This window comes from Streptomyces sp. KR80 (genome assembly GCF_052245555.1).
Taxonomy (GTDB): Bacteria; Actinomycetota; Actinomycetes; order Streptomycetales; family Streptomycetaceae; genus Streptomyces.
Map to the genome: position 1 here is coordinate 1 of NZ_JBQQCD010000042.1, position 16,509 is coordinate 16,509.

At 67.4% G+C, this 16,509-nt stretch carries 10 protein-coding genes; 9 read left to right on the plus strand and 1 reads right to left on the minus strand.

Annotation, left to right across the window (positions count from 1 at the left end):
* The first annotated feature begins 271 nt into the window (after window positions 1–271).
* On the plus strand, window positions 272–3,553 hold the full coding sequence (locus ACTWQI_RS29640; protein WP_443275183.1) for a GH92 family glycosyl hydrolase: 3,282 nt from the start codon (window positions 272–274) through the stop codon (window positions 3,551–3,553).
* Between the two features lie 85 nt (window positions 3,554–3,638).
* Here ACTWQI_RS29640 and ACTWQI_RS29645 read toward each other — a convergent pair whose 3' ends face one another.
* A complete protein-coding gene (locus ACTWQI_RS29645; protein ID WP_443275170.1) occupies window positions 3,639–7,472 on the minus strand; it encodes a GH92 family glycosyl hydrolase in 3,834 nt (1,277 codons plus the stop codon).
* 481 nt (window positions 7,473–7,953) lie between these two features.
* Between ACTWQI_RS29645 and ngcE the strand changes: the two genes are divergently transcribed.
* From ngcE to ACTWQI_RS29685, 8 genes are all read left to right on the plus strand, one after another.
* Window positions 7,954–9,396 (plus strand): N-acetylglucosamine/diacetylchitobiose ABC transporter substrate-binding protein, encoded by a 1,443-nt coding sequence (ngcE, locus tag ACTWQI_RS29650; RefSeq protein ID WP_443275172.1) that lies wholly within the window; start codon window positions 7,954–7,956, stop codon window positions 9,394–9,396.
* A 79-nt stretch (window positions 9,397–9,475) separates the two neighbouring features.
* Window positions 9,476–10,405, plus strand: a complete 930-nt coding sequence (locus ACTWQI_RS29655; RefSeq protein WP_443275173.1) for a carbohydrate ABC transporter permease — start codon at window positions 9,476–9,478, stop codon at window positions 10,403–10,405.
* Window positions 10,405–11,325 (plus strand): carbohydrate ABC transporter permease, encoded by a 921-nt coding sequence (locus ACTWQI_RS29660; protein WP_443275175.1) that lies wholly within the window; start codon window positions 10,405–10,407, stop codon window positions 11,323–11,325. The genes ACTWQI_RS29655 and ACTWQI_RS29660 overlap by 1 nt, the downstream gene beginning before the upstream one ends.
* A 190-nt stretch (window positions 11,326–11,515) precedes the next feature.
* A complete protein-coding gene (locus ACTWQI_RS29665) occupies window positions 11,516–12,712 on the plus strand; it encodes an ROK family transcriptional regulator (RefSeq protein ID WP_443275185.1) in 1,197 nt (398 codons plus the stop codon).
* Window positions 12,713–12,833: 121 nt separating this feature from the next.
* Window positions 12,834–13,919: a substrate-binding domain-containing protein gene (locus tag ACTWQI_RS29670; protein ID WP_443275176.1), complete on the plus strand. Its 1,086-nt coding sequence runs from the start codon at window positions 12,834–12,836 to the stop codon at window positions 13,917–13,919.
* 121 nt (window positions 13,920–14,040) lie between these two features.
* On the plus strand, window positions 14,041–14,826 hold the full coding sequence (locus ACTWQI_RS29675; protein ID WP_443275178.1) for an ATP-binding cassette domain-containing protein: 786 nt from the start codon (window positions 14,041–14,043) through the stop codon (window positions 14,824–14,826).
* Complete coding sequence (locus tag ACTWQI_RS29680; RefSeq protein WP_443275180.1) at window positions 14,826–16,094, plus strand: sugar ABC transporter permease; 1,269 nt, start codon at window positions 14,826–14,828, stop codon at window positions 16,092–16,094. Before ACTWQI_RS29675 ends, ACTWQI_RS29680 begins: the two co-directional genes overlap by 1 nt.
* Window positions 16,095–16,269: 175 nt before the next feature.
* Window positions 16,270–16,509 (plus strand): 1-deoxy-D-xylulose-5-phosphate synthase N-terminal domain-containing protein (locus tag ACTWQI_RS29685; protein ID WP_443275181.1); only part of this gene is annotated, 240 nt, incomplete at its 3' end.

Genomic DNA, 16,509 nt, shown 5'->3' on the forward strand with positions numbered 1-16,509 from the left:
CCTGGGAGAGGGGGGAGCCCCCACCGCGCCGTATCGGGAACGCACGGGGGGTGGCTTGTTCGACCCACGATCGCGACAACGTTGTCAGATAAGGGTCGGGATCAGTAGGCCGCCAAGTGCCCCCTGTTGTCAAGTGCATTGAGCGCAGGTGGGAGGGATGGCTGTCCAGCAGCGGCGTACGTGGGCTTACGGTGGACGCGGCGCATCGGGTACGGTCGCTTCCGGCTTGTTCGACCCGGCGATCGCGGCCCTTCCACAAGGCAGGACCGCCATGTTCTTCCGCCCCTCCGCCGCTTTGGCGGCCGTGGCGCTGACGGTGGGCCTCATCGCGCCCTCTCAGGCCACGCCCGCGTCAGCGGCTCCCCCTCCGCCTCTGGCGGACGACCCGACCGCGTATGTCGATCCACTGATCGGCAGCAAAAATGGCGGCAACACCTTCCCCGGTGCCGTGCTGCCCTTCGGCATGCTCTCCTTCAGCCCCGAGAACACCCGCGGCAACGCCACCCGCACCGCCGCTCCCGGCGGTTATCACTACGACGCCACTCGCATCCGGGGCTTCAGTCTGACCCACATGTCCGGCACGGGCTGTGCCGGCGGTTCGGGCGACATACCGTTCTTCCCCCACGCGGGCGAGGTCACCACGTCCCCTGCCGCGGACACCAAGGACGAGGTGTACGCGGCCAATTTCAGCCACTCCGACGAGACCGCCGAGCCCGGCCGCTACAAGGTCAGCATGGCATCCGGCGTCACCGCCGATCTGACCGCCACCGCTCGCACCGGGTCCGCGCGCTTCACGTTCCCCGAGGACAAGCCCGCCTCCCTGCTGATCCGCAGTGCCAACTCCGAGGTCGGCAGCACGGATGCCGATGTCACCATCGACCCGGCCCGCCGCACCGTCTCCGGATCCGTCACCAGCGGCAACTTCTGCGGCTACCTCGACCCCGAGGGCCGCCGCAGCTACTACACCCTGCACTTCACGGCCACCTTCGACCGGCCCTTCACGGCCCACGGCACCTGGCAGGACGGGGATCTTCGCAAGGGCACGAGCAGCGCCAAGGGCGGCACGGGCGGATACGGCACCGACGGCCGACCGGTCGCGGGCAAGGGCTCGGGCGGCTATGTGCAGTTCGCCCCCGGCGCAGGCCCGGTTGGCGTCAAGGTCGGCATCTCGTATGTGAGCCAAGCGGGCGCCAAGGCCAACCTCGCCGCCGAGAACCCGCCTTCCCGTGACTTCGACGACGTACGGGCGGCAGCGCAGCGCGCGTGGCGCGAGCAGCTCTCCGCCATCAGGGTCGGCGGCGGCAGCGAGGCGGATCGCACCACCTTCTACACCGCGCTCTACCACTCCCTCCTCCACCCCAACGTCATCAGCGACGCCGACCGCCGTTACGCCGGCAGCGACGGCAAGGTGCACCGGGTGAGCAAGGGCCACCGGGCCCAGTACGGCACCTTCTCCGGCTGGGACGTCTACCGTTCGCAGGTGCAGCTGCTGGCCCTCCTCGAGCCCGAGGCAGGCTCCGACATCGCCCAGTCGCTGCTCAACCTCGCCCGCCAGAACGGCGGCATCTGGGACCGCTGGATCCACAACGCCGGCGGCACGCACGTCATGAACGGCGATCCGTCGGCGCCCGCCCTCGCCGGGATCCGGGCCTTCGGCGGCACGGACTTCGACCTCGACGGCGCTCTCGCATCCCTCGTCAAGGCGGCCACCGTGCCGACCGAGAAGGATCTGAGTGACGCGGGCAAGCCGGTCCTGTCGGTCGGGCAGCGACCTTCGCTGGACAAGTACCTCGACCTGCACTACATGCCGTCCGTCTCCAACGCCTGGGGCGGCGCGGCCGAGACCCTGGAGATGTCCGGCGCCGACTTCTCCATAGCCGAGCTCGCCAAGGCTGCCGGGGACCAGAAGACCGCCAAGACCTTCGCCCAGCGTGCCCAGTGGTGGCAGAACAACTTCAACGCCGCCGCGCACAAGACCGGCGGCTACATCGCCAACCGCAAGGCGGACGGCAGCTGGGTGACCGGCTTCACCCCGGCGACCGGAAACGGCTTCGTCGAGGGCACCAGCGCCCAGTACACCTGGATGGTCCCGCACAACCCGGCGGGCCTGTTCGCCGCCATGGGCGGCAAGGAGGCCGCCGTGAAGCGCCTCGACACGTTCTTCCACAATGCCGACGGCAGCTGGGCCTTCACCCGGGGCGGCGGCGAGAAGTCCGAGATGGACAACGAGCCCTCGATCAACGTCCCCTACCTGTACGCCTACGCCGGGCAGCCGTACAAGACCCAGGAGACCGTACGGGCCGCGATGCAGCAGCTGTGGTCCACGCAGCCCGGCGGCATCCCCGGCAACGACGACCTCGGCGAGATGTCGTCCTGGTACGTCTTCTCCGCACTGGGCATGTATCCCCAGGTCCCCTCGCGCGCCGAACTCGTCCTGGCCTCCCCGCTGTTCCCGCGCGTCGAGATCGAGCGCGGGAGCCGTTCGATATCCATCACCGCTCCCCAGGCCGCGTCCGACGCACCGTATGTGCAGTCGCTGAAGGTCAACGGCCGGGCGAGCGACCGGCCCTGGGTTCCCGCGTCCCTCGTCCAGAAGGGCGGGCGGCTCGACTACACCCTGGGCAAGGAGCCCAACCGTTCCTGGGGTGCGGACCCGGCCGACGCCCCGCCGTCCTTCCGCGACGGCGAGCAGCCGTACCAGATCGGGGTCGGCCCGACGGCTGGGACCATCCCTCCGGGCGGGAGCATGAAGGTGCAGGTCGCCGCGGTCAAGGTGAGCGACGGAAAGGGGCCCGAGGTGCGCTTCAGCGTCGACGCCCCGGACGGGCTCACGGCCTCACCCGCCTCCGGGACGGTGGACCCCGGTGGCACCGCGGAGATCACCCTCAGCGCCGGTGAGGGGACACCACAGGGTTTCTACGACGCCAAGGTGACGGTGACCAGTGACGGTACGAAGGTCGTCCAGCCGGTCATGCTGACGGTGGCCGCGCCGGGCACCCTCCTCGCTGCGTACGACAACGTCGGGGCCTCCGACGATGCCGGGGAGCACGACGAGGCCGACTACGACGGCGGCGGCTGGAGCTACTCGCGACAGGCCCTGGGCCAGGCCGGGCTGACGCCGGGCGGGAAGGGAACGGTTGCAGGCCTGGAGTACACCTGGCCCGCGTCACCGGTTGCCCGGCCCGACAACGCCTCGGCCAACGGCCAGACCATCGAGCTCTCCCGGGCAGCCACCGCACTGTCCTTCCTAGGCAGTGCAGTCAACGGGAACCAGTCGGCCAAGGCGAAGGTCACCTACACCGACGGCAGTTCGGACATGGCCGATCTGTCCTTCACCGACTGGACGGTCGGCGGCGGAGGCGGGACGATCCAGTACGGCAACGAGACCGTGGCCAAGACCCCGTACCGCAATGTCAGCGGCGGCGACAAGGACGTGGTGCAGACCTACGTCTTCGCGACCGTGCCCTTCAAGGCTCCGGCCGGCAAGACGATCAAGAGCGTCACGCTGCCGGGCAACCAGAACATTCACGTCTTCACACTCGCTCTGGGCTGACCCCCGGGCGCGTCGCAAGAAGAACGGCAGGGCCGCACCCCCTCGAAGGGGTGCGGCCCTGCCGCATGGGGGTTCGCCCCGGTTCTCAGGAGAGCAACTCGACCTCGGCCAGCGTGGCCGCGCCACCCACCGGTTCGAGCCGGTAGTGGCGGTACGAGCCTTGGTCCGGGATGGAGAAGACCCGCGTCTGCCGGTCCCAGGCGAAGGACTCGTCCGTCCGCCGGTCCAGGACCTTCCACGCGGTGCCGTCGGTCGAGCCCTTCAGCACCCAGGCCGTCGGAGCCTGGTCACGCTTGGCGGAGGTGAGCGTGTAGTACGCCACGCGGGACGGCGAGGCCAGGTCCAGATCGGCCGACGTGAAGGACTGGTCCGTGCCGGAGGTGTTGTCGGTCAGCGCGGAGCCCTTGGCCGGCGTCACGTCGTCCATCGGGGACGGCGGCTTGTCGCCCTTGGTGATGGAGGTCGGCCCGCCGTCCTTTCCGGAGCCCCAGGACGACGGCTTGTCGCCCATCGTGAACTCCAGGGTGCCGCCGTGGGCTATGGCCGAGTGCGGCAGCGCGGTGGAGTTCCACTGCTTGCCGTTGACCTTAAGACCCTGGACGTAGACGTTCCGGGCGCTGTTGCGCGGTGCCTTGACCACCAGGTCGCCATCCGGCAGGTGCACGGTGGCCTTGGTGAAGAGCGGCGAGCCGATCGCGTACTCCGGGCTGCCCATCACCAGCGGGTAGAAGCCGAGGGCACTGAAGACGTACCACGCCGACATCTCGCCGTTGTCCTCGTCGCCCGGGTAGCCCTGGCCGATCTCGCTGCCCAGGTAGAGCCGGGAGAGCACCTCGCGGACCTTCTCCTGCGTCTTCCAGGGCTGGCCTGCGGCGTCGTACATGTACGTGATGTGGTGCGACACCTGGTTGCTGTGCCCGTACATGCCCATCCGGGTGTCCCGCGCCTCGGTCATCTCATGGATGACGCCACCGTAGGAGCCGGCGTACTTGGGCTCCGCCGTCTCGGGGGTGGAGAAGAAGGTGTCGAGCTTCTTGGCGAAGCCCGCCCGTCCGCCGTAGAGATTGGCGAGTCCGCGGGTGTCCTGCGGGGCGGTGAAGGCGAAGTTCCAGCCGTTGGTCTCGGTGTAGTCGTGACCCCAGACCCTCGGGTCGTACTGGTCGGGCGAGACCCGCCAGTTGCCGTCGGGGTCCTTGCCCTGGAAGAAATCGATCCGCGAGTCGAAGTGCTTGATGTAGTTCTGCGCGCGGTTGAGGAAATAGGCGGCCTCGTCCTTGTAGCGGGCCTTCTTCGTCTTCGCATGGAGCGCCTGGGCCATCTTGGCCAGGCCGAAGTCGTTGAGGTAGCCCTCCAGCGCCCAGGACATGCCCTCGCGGGTCTGGGTGCTGGTGTAGCCGAGGAAGACCGAGGTCCCCATGCCCTTGCGGCCCACGCCGGGCGCGGGCGGGGCGACGGTCGCGTTCTTCAGCGCCGCCTCGTACGCGGCCTCGGCGTCGAGGCCCACGCCCTTGAGGTAGGCGTCGGCGAAGGCCACGTCGGAGCTGGTGCCGGTCATCAGATCGGCATAGCCCGGCGAGGACCAGCGGGAGATCCAGCCGCCGTCCTTGTACTGCTGGACGAAGCCGTCGGCCATGCTCGCCGCTCGCTTGGGGGTGAGCAGGGAGTACGCGGGCCAGGTGGTCCGGTAGGTGTCCCAGAAGCCGTTGTTGACGTAGACCTCGCCGTCGACGATCTTCGCGCCGGTGCGGGTCGGGGTGTTCTCGCCCGCGGGCGGGGAGAACGGGCTGGCGTACTGGTACTTCGGATTCCGCCTGGTGCCGGTGTTCTCGAACCCGGAGTTCGGGTAGAGGTACAGCCGGTAGAGGTTCGAGTAGAGCGTGGTGAGCTGGTCGCGGGTGGCGCCCTCGACCTCGACGATCCCCAGGATGTCGTCCCAGGCCGCCTGAGCTCGGGCCTTCACCGCCTCGAGGGAGACGGACCCCGGGATCTCCTGGGCGAGGTTGGCCTTGGCCTGCTCGACGCCGATGAGCGAGGTGGCGAGCCGCAGGGTGACCGTACGGTCCGCATCCGGCTCGAAGCGGAAGAAGCCGGTGACGTCCTTGCCGCCGCCGCCTTCCAGCTTGCCGCTGTCGCGGACCGGCGCGTCGAAGACGCCGTAGACGAACAGCCGCGTGGCGCCGGTGGACAGGCCGCTCTTCACGTCGGAGTAGCCGCTGACCACGCCGCTCGCGGGGTCGAGGGTCAGGCCGCCGGAGTTGTTGACGTTGTCGAATATGACGCTCGCGTCGTTCCCAGGGAACGTGAACCGCATCATCGCCGCGTGATCGCTGGGCACGATCTCGGTCTTGAGACCGTTGTCGAAGGTGACGCCGTAGTAGTGCGGACGGGCGGTCTCGTTCTCGTGCCGGAAGGGGAGGGCGCGGGCGGTGCGGGAGGCGTCCGGGGTGCCGCTCGCGGTCGACGGCATCACCTGGAAGGTCTGCCGGTCGCCCATCCAGGGGCTCGGCTCATGGCTGGCGCTGAAGGCCTGCACGGTGGGCCGGTTGTCGGCGTTGTTCGCGCGGGCGTACTCGTACAGCCAACTGGTCGAGCCGGCGTTGGTCACCGGCGTCCAGAAGTTGAAGCCGTTCGGCACCGCGGTGGCCGGGAAGTTGTTGCCGCGGGAGAAGCTGCCGCTGGAGTTGGTGCCGCGGGTGGTCACCGCGTAGTCCGAGAGATGAGCGAGCGGCTTCTCGGGAGCCTTGGGGGCGATGGAGATGTCGTCCACCCACCCGCGGAACTTCGCAGGGCCCTTGGGGGAGTCGTACGCCACGAGGATCCGGTCGATCGTCTTCCCGGCGGCCACCCGCCCGATCCGGGACTCCTTGTGGTTCCACTGATTGACATAGAGCGTCTTGGACGCCGCCTGGCCCTGCGGAGTCAGCCGGGCGCCATGCTGGTCCACCGCGCCGAGATCGCTCAGATAGGTGCCATCGGTGAAGGCGAGGTCGAGCGAGACATGGGTGGCCGGGTAGTTGAGGTCGGTCTCGGACATCGACGGGAAGACCCGGTAGGACAGCTGGGTCGCCGGGGTCACGACCGTGTCCACGTCGAAGACCTTGTTGTACGAGTACGCCCGGCCGTCAGGCTTGTGCGCGCCCGCGTAGCGCAGGGCCCGGGTGCCGGTGAAGCCGGCGTTCGCCTTGGCCGTGGGGGAGCCGGACGGGCCGCGGTCGGTGTGACTGCGCATCTCGGTGGGCGTGGGTGTGGTCGTGTCCCCGTTCGAGAACTGCACCTCAGCAAGCTGGGTGATGGGGTCCCCGGCGTTGCGGGTGATGTCGATCCGGTAGTGGCGGTACGTCTGGGTGTTCTCGAAGTCGAACTCTCTGGTCTGGTGGCGGTCCTGGAAGACCTCGTCCGTACGGGTGTCGAGGGCGGTCCAGTTCTGGGCGTCATTCGATCCGCGGACGGTCCAGTCCTTGGGGTCACGTCCGGCCGCGTCATTGGCGGACGTGAGAGCATATTTCACGACTTTGACGGGCTCGTCGAACTCGAACTCGAGCCAGGCGGTTTTCTCAAAGGCGAGCCACTTGGTGGTGATTTCGCCATCGACGAGATTTTCCTTGATCTCCCCGGCGTCGGTGTACTCCGCGCTGGCGCGGACTTCGATGACCTTTCCGGTCACGTTGCCCGGGATGCCGGAGGAATAGCCGCCGTCGACTCCGGACGCCTTCTTCTCGCCGTCGGGGCCGGTTTCGACCTCATTGCTCCAGGTCGGCTGGGGGTCGCCGGTCTCGAAGGAGGAGCTGAACTCCTGTGCGGCCCGGGCGGGTTCGCGGGGCACTGCGACCGCTGCCCCCTGTGCCGTCAGGGTCATCGTTGCGGCCGCCAGCAGGGCGACCGTTCGTCCATGACCACGCCATCTTCTGCGTCGCCGCATATCCAGCCCCTCCAACAATACTGACAACGTTGTCAACCTGGTCGCGCAAAGACCAGTAATGGTTGATGGGGCCGGTGGTGTCAAGGGAGTTGGACATTCCACTCGGTCGGCCGATGGCAGCATGACCGAAGGATGGGCATCAGGCCTGTTTTGTCCTGACGCTATGTTCCCCTGCGCGCCGAGGTCTCAACTCGGGAAAGAGTACCCGGCAAGGCTGCTTTTGATCTTGCCCGCACGACAGCCGGAGCACTATACCTGTCGAATCCGCGACGTGTTCTTCGGCCGCGGATCAAAGGAGGGACCCGGGGGCGGCAGGGGGGAAGAAGTCGGCGTCAGCCGCTGTGCATTCCTCTTCCCGTCGTTTCCGGCGCAACCGAACGACCCAGCTTCATTGACCGCGGTGGCGGGGCCCTTCGCCTGAGGCGAGTTACTGGGGGGACCGGTACACCGCCTGCGTCCTGGAGAAGGCGAGGACTTGAGCATGGGATCCACCTCCGCCCACCACCACGAGGGCCTTGGCCGCCGCGATCTGATCAAGCGGTCCGCGGCCATCGGCCTGATCAGTGTCCCCACGATGACGTTCCTGTCGTCCTGTGCCAGCAGCGACAGCGGCGGCAATCAGGTCGACAAGGGCAAGAAGACCAAGGAGAACCCGCTCGGCGTCAATGCGAGCGCACCCTTGGAGGTCGTCATCTTCGACGGCGGCTTCGGCGAGCAGTACGCCAAGGACGCCGAGGCCGTCTACCGGAAGATGTATCCCAAGGCGAAGGTCAAGCACGCGGCGACGCAGAAGATCCAGTCGGTGCTCCAGCCGCGCTTCAACGGCGGCACCCCGCCGGACCTGATCGACAACGCCGGCGCCGAGCAGATGGACATGGGAGTCCTGGTCGGCAAGAAGCAGCTGACCGACCTCACCGCGCTGCTGGACGCGCCGTCCATCGACGACCCGAGCAAGAAGGTGCGCGACACGCTGCGGCCGGGTGTCGCGGCGATGGGCCAGTTCGACGGACAGCCGGTCTGGATCCTCTACTACGCCTACACCGTCTACGGCGTGTGGTACTCGAAGACGGCGCTCGACAGACTCGACGCCGAGTACCCGGAGACCTGGGACGACATGCTTGCCGTCTGCGCCAAGGCGAAGAAGAAGGGCATCGCGGGCTGGACGTACGCGGGTAAGCACCCGTACTACATCCCGTTCTCGCTGTACCCCTTCATCGGCAAGATCGGTGGTCGCGAGGTGCTCGACGCGATCGACAACCTGGAGCCGAACGCCTGGAAGCACCCGGCCGTGAAGGCGGCCTTCGAGGCGTACTACGAGCTCTACAAGAAGGGGTACGTCCTCAAGGGCACCCCGGGCCTGGACCACATCCAGTCCCAGACCGCCTGGAACGAGGGCAAGGCGCTGTTCATCCCCAACGGCTCCTGGGTGGAGAACGAGTCGAAGAAGACCACGCCGAAGGACTTCGAGATGCGGGTCGGCGCCCCCTCCAGTCTCGATGAGTCCGACAAAATGCCATTCGGCACCATCTGGGCCTCCGGTGGTGAGCCCTTCATCGTTCCGGCCAAGGCGAAGAACCCGGTCGGCGGCATGGAGCAGCTGCGCATCATGCTCAGTGAGGAGTCGTCGAAGAACTTCACGCGGCTGGTCTCCTCGCTGACCTCCTTCAACGGCGGCACCGACGGGCTCACCCTGCCGCCGGGCCTGACCTCCGCGATCGCGGCCCTGGACAAAGCCGGTGAGAACGTGCTGAATCCGCGTCTCCAGGACTGGTACGTGGCACTGCAGAAGGAGAAGATCGGTGTCGCCGGCATCGGCGAGCTGATGGCCGGCCGGCTCACCCCCGTCGAGGCGATCAAGAAGATTCAGGATTACGCCGACGAAGCGGCCAAGGACGAGTCCGTCCAGCACTTCAAGCACCAGTGAGCACCCCGGGGGCCGGGGTGGCCTCCGGTGACACGCAGAACCAGCGGCGGCACCCGCGGGCAGATCGGGGTCGGTAGGCATGCAGCACGGTAAGTACCGGTTCATCGTGGGGTTCCTGGCGGCTCCCCTGGCGATCTACGTACTCTTCGTCATCTGGCCGTTCATCCAGGCGATCTACTACTCGTTCACGGACTGGACCGGCCTGAGTCCGGACTTCCGCATGGTCGGCTTCGGCAACTTCGGCCGGCTGCTGGACGACGGGATCTTCTGGAAGTCGTTGCAGCACAGCCTGTTGTTCGCGGTGCTGCTGCCGCTGGTGACGCTCTCTCTCGCGCTGTTCTTCGCGTTCATGCTCAATGTCGGCGGGCGGCGCCGTAAGGGCGCCGCCATCGCCGGGGTGCGAGGCTCGGCCTTCTACAAGATCGTGTACTTCTTCCCGCAGGTGCTGTCGATCGCGATCGTGGCCCTGCTCTTCCAGTTCGCGTACAACCCCAACAGCGGTGCCCTCAACTCGGCGCTCCAGGCCGTCGGCCTCGACGGCGTTCAGCCGAACTGGCTCGGCGACCCGGATCTCGCACTCTGGTGCGTGATGGCCGTGCTCGTCTGGAGTACGGTCGGCTTCTTCGTCGTGCTCTTCTCCGCGGGGATGTCCTCCATCCCGAGGGACTTCTACGAAGCGGCACTGCTGGACGGTGCGAACCGCGTCACCACCTTCTTCAAGGTCACGCTGCCGCTGCTCTGGGACACCGTGCAGTCGGGCTGGGTCTACATGGGCATCCTCGCGCTCGGCGCGGAGTCCTTCGCGGTCGTCCAGATCATGACCGTGGGCCCGAACGGCGGCGGCCCCGACTACTCGACGACGGTGCTGCCGCTGTACGTCTATGTGAAGGCGTTCCGCGACGGCCAGGCGGCCTACGCGACCACGATCGGTGTCGCCCTGCTCATCGTCACCCTGGCCTTCGCGGCCGTGGTGATGCGGCTGGGCCGGCGCGAGCGGCTGGAGTACTGATGAAGATCACGGACACCCCTCCGGCCGGCGTCGCCGAGGAGCGCCCGCCGGCGGTGCGGAAGACCGCTCCGGGCACGGCCCCGGAGAAGGGCAGCGAGGGAAAAGTCCTCAATGTCTTCTCCCACGGCATGCTCGTGCTCTGGGCCTTCATGGTCGTCATGCCGTTGCTGTGGGCGGTGATGACCTCTTTCAAGACCGACAAGGAGATCTTCACCTCGCCCTGGGCGCTGCCCACGGCGCTGCAGTTCGAGAACTGGTCGCGGGCGTGGACCCAGGCGCATATGAGCGACTACTTCCTCAACACCGTCCTGGTGGTGGGGGGCTCGCTGGCCGGCACCATGCTGCTCGGCTCCATGGCGGCGTACGTACTGGCGCGCTTCGAATTCCCCGGGAACCGCTTCCTCTACTTCCTCTTCATCGGAGGGATGAGCTTCCCGATCATCCTGGCGCTGGTCCCCCTGTTCTATGTCATGAACAACATGGGGCTGCTGAACACGATCCACGGCCTGATCCTGGTCTACATCGCCTACTCGCTGCCGTTCACCGTGTTCTTCCTCACGGCCTTCTTCCGGACGTTGCCGACCTCGGTGGCCGAGGCTGCGCTCATCGACGGCGCCTCACACACCCGGACCTTCTTCCTGGTGATGCTGCCCATGGCCAAGCCCGGGCTGATCAGCGTCGGCATCTTCAACTTTCTTGGGCAGTGGAATCAGTACATGCTCCCGACGGTGCTCAACACCGACCCGGAGCGGAAGGTGCTCTCCCAAGGCCTGGTCCAGTTGGCGGTGAGTCAGGGCTACAAGGGTGACTGGTCAGGTCTCTTTGCGGGCCTGGTGATGGCGATGCTGCCGGTGCTGGCGGCGTACATCCTCTTCCAGAGGCAGGTCGTCGCGGGCCTGACGGCCGGCGCCCTCAAGTAGCGGTCGCCCCGGGGACAGCTGTGGGGCCCCACAGTGGGGCCGCCATGCTGGGCTGTACGAGATACCCCACCCGGTCAAGGTCTTGACGGGAGACAGCCTGGAGGGCTCAGCTTAGAGTTCACATGTTGTACACGACGGGGTCCCATCGTTGCGGCCTCGTCCTGCCCCAGGTGGGAGTGATCAGACCGTGGTGGAGACTCCGGGATCGCAGTCGTCGCTGCACCGGGCCAATCTCGAGCGGGTCGTCCGCGCGGTACGGCTGGCCGGCTCGCTCACCCAGGCGGAGATCGCCCGCAGCACGGGCCTGTCCGCCGCCACGGTCTCGAACATCGTCCGGGAGCTGAAGGACGGGGGAACGGTCCAGGTCACACCCACATCGGCGGGCGGACGACGGGCGCGCAGCGTCTCGCTCAGCGGGGACGCCGGGATCGTCGTCGGCGTCGACTTCGGTCACACCCACCTCCGGGTCGCGGTCGGCAACCTGGCCCACCAGGTGCTCGCCGAGGAGGCCGAGCCGCTGGACGTCGACGCCTCCGCGGCGCAGGGCTTCGACCGTGCGGAAGCCCTCGTCAACCGCTTGATCGCGACGACCGGCGGCGCGACGAAGGTGATCGGGGTCGGGCTCGGCGTGCCCGGGCCGATCGACGTGGAGACCGGTGCCCTCGGCTCGAGCGCCATCCTGCCTGGCTGGGTGGGCATCAATCCGCGGGAAGAGCTGACCGAGCGCCTTGGAGTGCCGGTGCACGTGGACAACGACGCCAACCTCGGTGCACTCGGTGAGCTCGTCTGGGGCAGTGGCCGCGGGGTGAAGGACCTGGCGTACATCAAGGTCGCCAGCGGTGTTGGTGCCGGCCTGGTGATCAACGGGCAGATCTACCGCGGTCCTGGCGGTACGGCCGGGGAGATCGGCCACATCACGCTCGACGAGTCGGGGCCGGTGTGCCGGTGCGGCAACCGGGGCTGCCTGGAGACCTTCACCGCGGCCCGCTACGTCCTCCCGCTGCTGTTCTCCAGCCACGGCCCGGATCTCACCGTGGAGCGTATGGTGCAGCTCGCCCGGGAGGGCGATCCGGGCTGCCGCAGGGTGGTGGGGGACATCGGCCGCCACGTGGGCAGCGGCATCGCCAATCTGTGCAACCTGCTCAACCCCCGCCGGGTGATCATCGGCGGGGACCTGGCGGAGGCCGGGGACCTGGTGCTGAACCCCGTCCGGGAGTCAGTCGCGCGCTATGCGATCCCGAGCGCGGCCCGCCAACTCTCCGTCGTCCCGGGGATGCTCGGTGGCCGCGCGGAGGTACTGGGCGCGCTGGCGCTCGTACTGAATGAAATGGGCGATTCGACCCTTTTGGATGGGGTCTCGCAGGCCGCTAAACTAACCTTCACTTAGATAACGTATGGCATCGTTGCCATCTCGTTAAGGATTTACTTCTTGACGCTCAGCTGGTGGCCGAGTTGACTTCCAGCCACCTCGGCCGCAACGACGCGGCCTCGTCAGGGAGGTTCCACAGATGAACGCAATGATGCGGCGCGTCGTCATCGGTACAGCGGCGGTCTCCATGGCACTGTCCATGGCTGCCTGCGGCAAGGCCGGCAGTGACAGCAGCGGCGGCGACAACAAGACCATCGGCCTTCTCCTGCCGGAGAACAAGACCACCCGGTACGAGACCTTCGACCGGCCGCTGATGGAGAAGAAGATCAAGTCCCTCTGCGCGGACTGCAAGGTCGACTACAACAACGCCAGCCAGGACACCGAGACGCAGAAGAAGCAGTTCGACGCTCTGATCACCAAGGGCGTAAAGGTCATCATCCTGGACCCGGTCGACGCCACCGCGACCAAGTCCTGGGTCGACGGGGCTGCGAAGAAGGGTGTCAAGGTCGTCGCGTACGACCGGCTGGCCGAGGGTGACATCTCCGCGTACGTCTCCTACGACAACGAGAAGATCGGCGAACTCCAGGGCGAGGGTGTGATCCAGGCCCTCGGCGACAAGGCCAAGGACAGCCGCGTCGTGATGATCAACGGTTCGCCGACCGACCCGAACGCCGGCCTGTTCAAGTCCGGTGCCCACAAGGTCCTGGACGGCAAGGTCAAGAAGATCGTCTACGAGCAGGACATTCCGGACTGGTCGCCGGACGAGGCCAACAAGAAGATGGCGGCCGCCGTCACCTCCCTCGGCAAGAAGGGCTTCGACGCCGTCTACTCCGCCAACGACGGCATGGCGGGCGGCATCATCACCGCTCTGAAGTCGGCCGGAGTCAAGGACGTTCCGGTGGGCGGCCAGGACGCGGAGCTCGCCGGTCTCCAGCGGATCCTCGCGGGCAGCCAGACCTTCACGATCTACAAGGGCATCAAGCCCGAGGCGGAGACCACCGCCGAGATCGCGGTCGCACTCCTCAACGGTGAGGACATCGCCTCGCTGACCCCGCAGAAGGTCGACAGCAAGAGCAAGAAGGGCGTTCCGTCCAAGCTCTACGGTGCGCAGATCGTGACGAAGGACAAGATCAAGGACACCATCGTCAAGGACGAGGTCTACACCGTCCAGCAGATCTGCACCGCCACCTTCGCGAAGGCCTGCAAGGACGCCGGTCTCCAGTAGCCAGAAGCCGTAGCGGCGTACGGCCACCCGGCCGTACGCCCTGCGCTTCCCCTTGCTCAATGCACCATCGCCCGCGCATCCTCAACTGCGCGGCATCACCGCCGTTGAGGCGGCGAAGGAGATGATTCACGTGTCCGCTACGCCCGTGCTGGCGTTGCGCGGGATCTCCAAGCGGTTCGGCGCCGTACAGGCGCTCACCGCGGTCGACTTGGAGATCCACACCGGCGAGGTAGTCGCCCTGGTGGGCGACAACGGCGCCGGCAAGTCCACCCTCGTCAAGACGATCGCCGGCGTGCATCCGATCGACGAGGGCGTCATCGAGTGGGAAGGCCGGCAGGTCGACATCCACCGGCCGCACGATGCCCAGGACCTGGGCGTCGCCACCGTGTACCAGGACCTCGCCCTGTGCGACAACCTCGACGTCGTCGCCAACCTCTTCCTGGGCCGCGAGGTGCGCCGCGCGACCGTCATCGACGAGGTCGCGATGGAGAAGCGCGCGAAGGAACTGCTGGACACGCTGTCCATCCGCATCCCCAGCGTGCGCATCCCGACAGCGTCGCTCTCCGGCGGGCAGCGCCAGGTCGTCGCCATCGCCCGCGCGTTGATCGGTGAGCCCAAGGTCGTGATCCTCGACGAGCCCACCGCCGCCCTCGGCGTGGAGCAGACGGCGCAGGTTCTCGACCTGGTGGAGCGGCTGCGCGAGCGCGGCCTCGGGGTCATTCTCATCAGCCACAACATGGCCGATGTGAAGGCCGTCGCGGATCGCGTGGCGGTGCTGCGCCTCGGGCGCAACAACGGTGTCTTCTCCGTGAAGGACACCTCCCACGAAGAGATCATCGCCGCGATCACCGGTGCCACGGACAACGCCGTGACCCGTCGTCAGGCACGGACCGCGGAGGCATCGTGATGAGTGACACCAAATCCCCCCAAGTCATGGACGACAGCGCGGCACCGGTCCCGGCGGTCGACCCCCGCCTCCTGATCCGCGAACAGGGCCTCACGGGCTACTGGACCGAGTTCAAGCGCAAGGTCCGCGGCGGTGAGCTCGGCTCGATCCCCGTCGTCCTCGGCCTGATCGCCATCGGCATCATCTTCCAGTCGATGACCTCGGCCTTCCTCTCCGCGGACAGCCTCAGCAACATCGGCATCTACGTCGCCGGCCAGGGCATCATGGCCGTCGGCATCGTCTTCGTGCTGTTGCTGGGCGAGATCGACCTGTCGGTCGGCTCGGTTGCCGGTGTCGGCGCCGCCATCTGGGCGGTGCTCAGCGTCACCAACGGGATGAACGACAGTCTCGCGGTGCTGATCGCGCTCGCCGCCGGCGCGCTGATCGGCTTCATCCACGGCTTCTTCTTCGCCAAGATCGGCGTTCCCGCCTTCGTCGTGACGCTGGCCGGCTTCCTCGGCTGGAGCGGTCTGCAGATCTGGCTGATGGGCGAGGAAGGCAGCATCAACACCCCGACCGGGAGCGTCGTCGACCAGCTCACCAACTACTACTTCGAGGACATCGCGGCCGCGTACGGCCTGGCGCTCGTCGCCGTCGTCGCCTACCTCGGCTCGATGCTGCTCGACAGCCGCCGGCGCCGGACCGCGGATCTGCCGTCCCGCCCGTTGAGCGAAATCGTGCTGCGCACCGCCGTCGTCGCCGTTCTGGCCTTCGTCGCCGCCTACGAGCTCAACCAGTCGCGGGGCCTTCCCCTCGCCCTGGTGATCTTCCTGGCGGTCCTGGTCGTCGCCGACTTCGTGGCCCGCCGCACCAGCTACGGCCGGCAGATCTTCGCGGTCGGCGGCAACGCCGAGGCGGCCCGCCGCGCCGGTATCAACGTGGACATGGTCCGGATCACCGTCTTCGTGATCGCGGGAATCCTGGCAGTGGTCGGCGGTCTGTTCATCGCCAGCCTCTCCGGCGGTGCGACCAAGAGCCTCGGCGCGGGCAACACGCTGATGAACGTCATCGCCGCGGCCGTCATCGGCGGCACCAGCCTCTTCGGTGGACGCGGCAAGATCTGGTCCGCACTGCTGGGCATGCTGGTCATCCAGTCGATCCAGCAGGGTTTGAACCTGCTCGGCATGGCCAGCGAGATCCAGTTCATGATCACCGGCGCGGTGCTGCTCGCCGCGGTCGTGATCGACTCGGTCTCCCGCCGCACCCAGAAGTCGGCGGGCCGCACCTAGGTCCGTCCCCCGGCCCGCGCAGTGCCCGGCACCTTCTCCGGTGCCGGGCACGTGCATGTTCTCGGCCATCCGCGTGATGTACATCGCATGGCCCGCGCCGCGCCGTCGTAGGCGGAACATTAGACTCGACAGATCGGCAAACTCGACAGGACAGCTCGACAGCAAGGAGGCACGGGTGGCTCTGCTGACCCGTATCAGGGGACCGCGCGACCTGGACCGGTTCGGCCCGGAGCAGCTGAACCAGCTGGCCGCGGAGATCCGCACCTTCCTCGTCCGCGCGATCTCCAAGACCGGCGGTCATCTCGGGCCGAATCTGGGCGTTGTCGAGCTGACCATCGCGCTGCACCGTGTCTTCGACTCGCCGGCCGACCGGATTCTCTTCGACACCGGCCATCAGAGTTATGTCCACAAGCTG

Coding starts and splice junctions, on each gene's coding strand:
- ACTWQI_RS29640 (WP_443275183.1), top strand. CDS start 272: ATGTTCTTCCGCCCCTCCGCCGCTTTGGCGGCCGTGGCGCTGACGGTG.
- ACTWQI_RS29645 (WP_443275170.1), bottom strand. CDS start 7,472: ATGCGGCGACGCAGAAGATGGCGTGGTCATGGACGAACGGTCGCCCTG.
- ngcE (WP_443275172.1), top strand. CDS start 7,954: ATGGGATCCACCTCCGCCCACCACCACGAGGGCCTTGGCCGCCGCGAT.
- ACTWQI_RS29655 (WP_443275173.1), top strand. CDS start 9,476: ATGCAGCACGGTAAGTACCGGTTCATCGTGGGGTTCCTGGCGGCTCCC.
- ACTWQI_RS29660 (WP_443275175.1), top strand. CDS start 10,405: ATGAAGATCACGGACACCCCTCCGGCCGGCGTCGCCGAGGAGCGCCCG.
- ACTWQI_RS29670 (WP_443275176.1), top strand. CDS start 12,834: ATGAACGCAATGATGCGGCGCGTCGTCATCGGTACAGCGGCGGTCTCC.
- ACTWQI_RS29675 (WP_443275178.1), top strand. CDS start 14,041: ATGATTCACGTGTCCGCTACGCCCGTGCTGGCGTTGCGCGGGATCTCC.
- ACTWQI_RS29680 (WP_443275180.1), top strand. CDS start 14,826: ATGAGTGACACCAAATCCCCCCAAGTCATGGACGACAGCGCGGCACCG.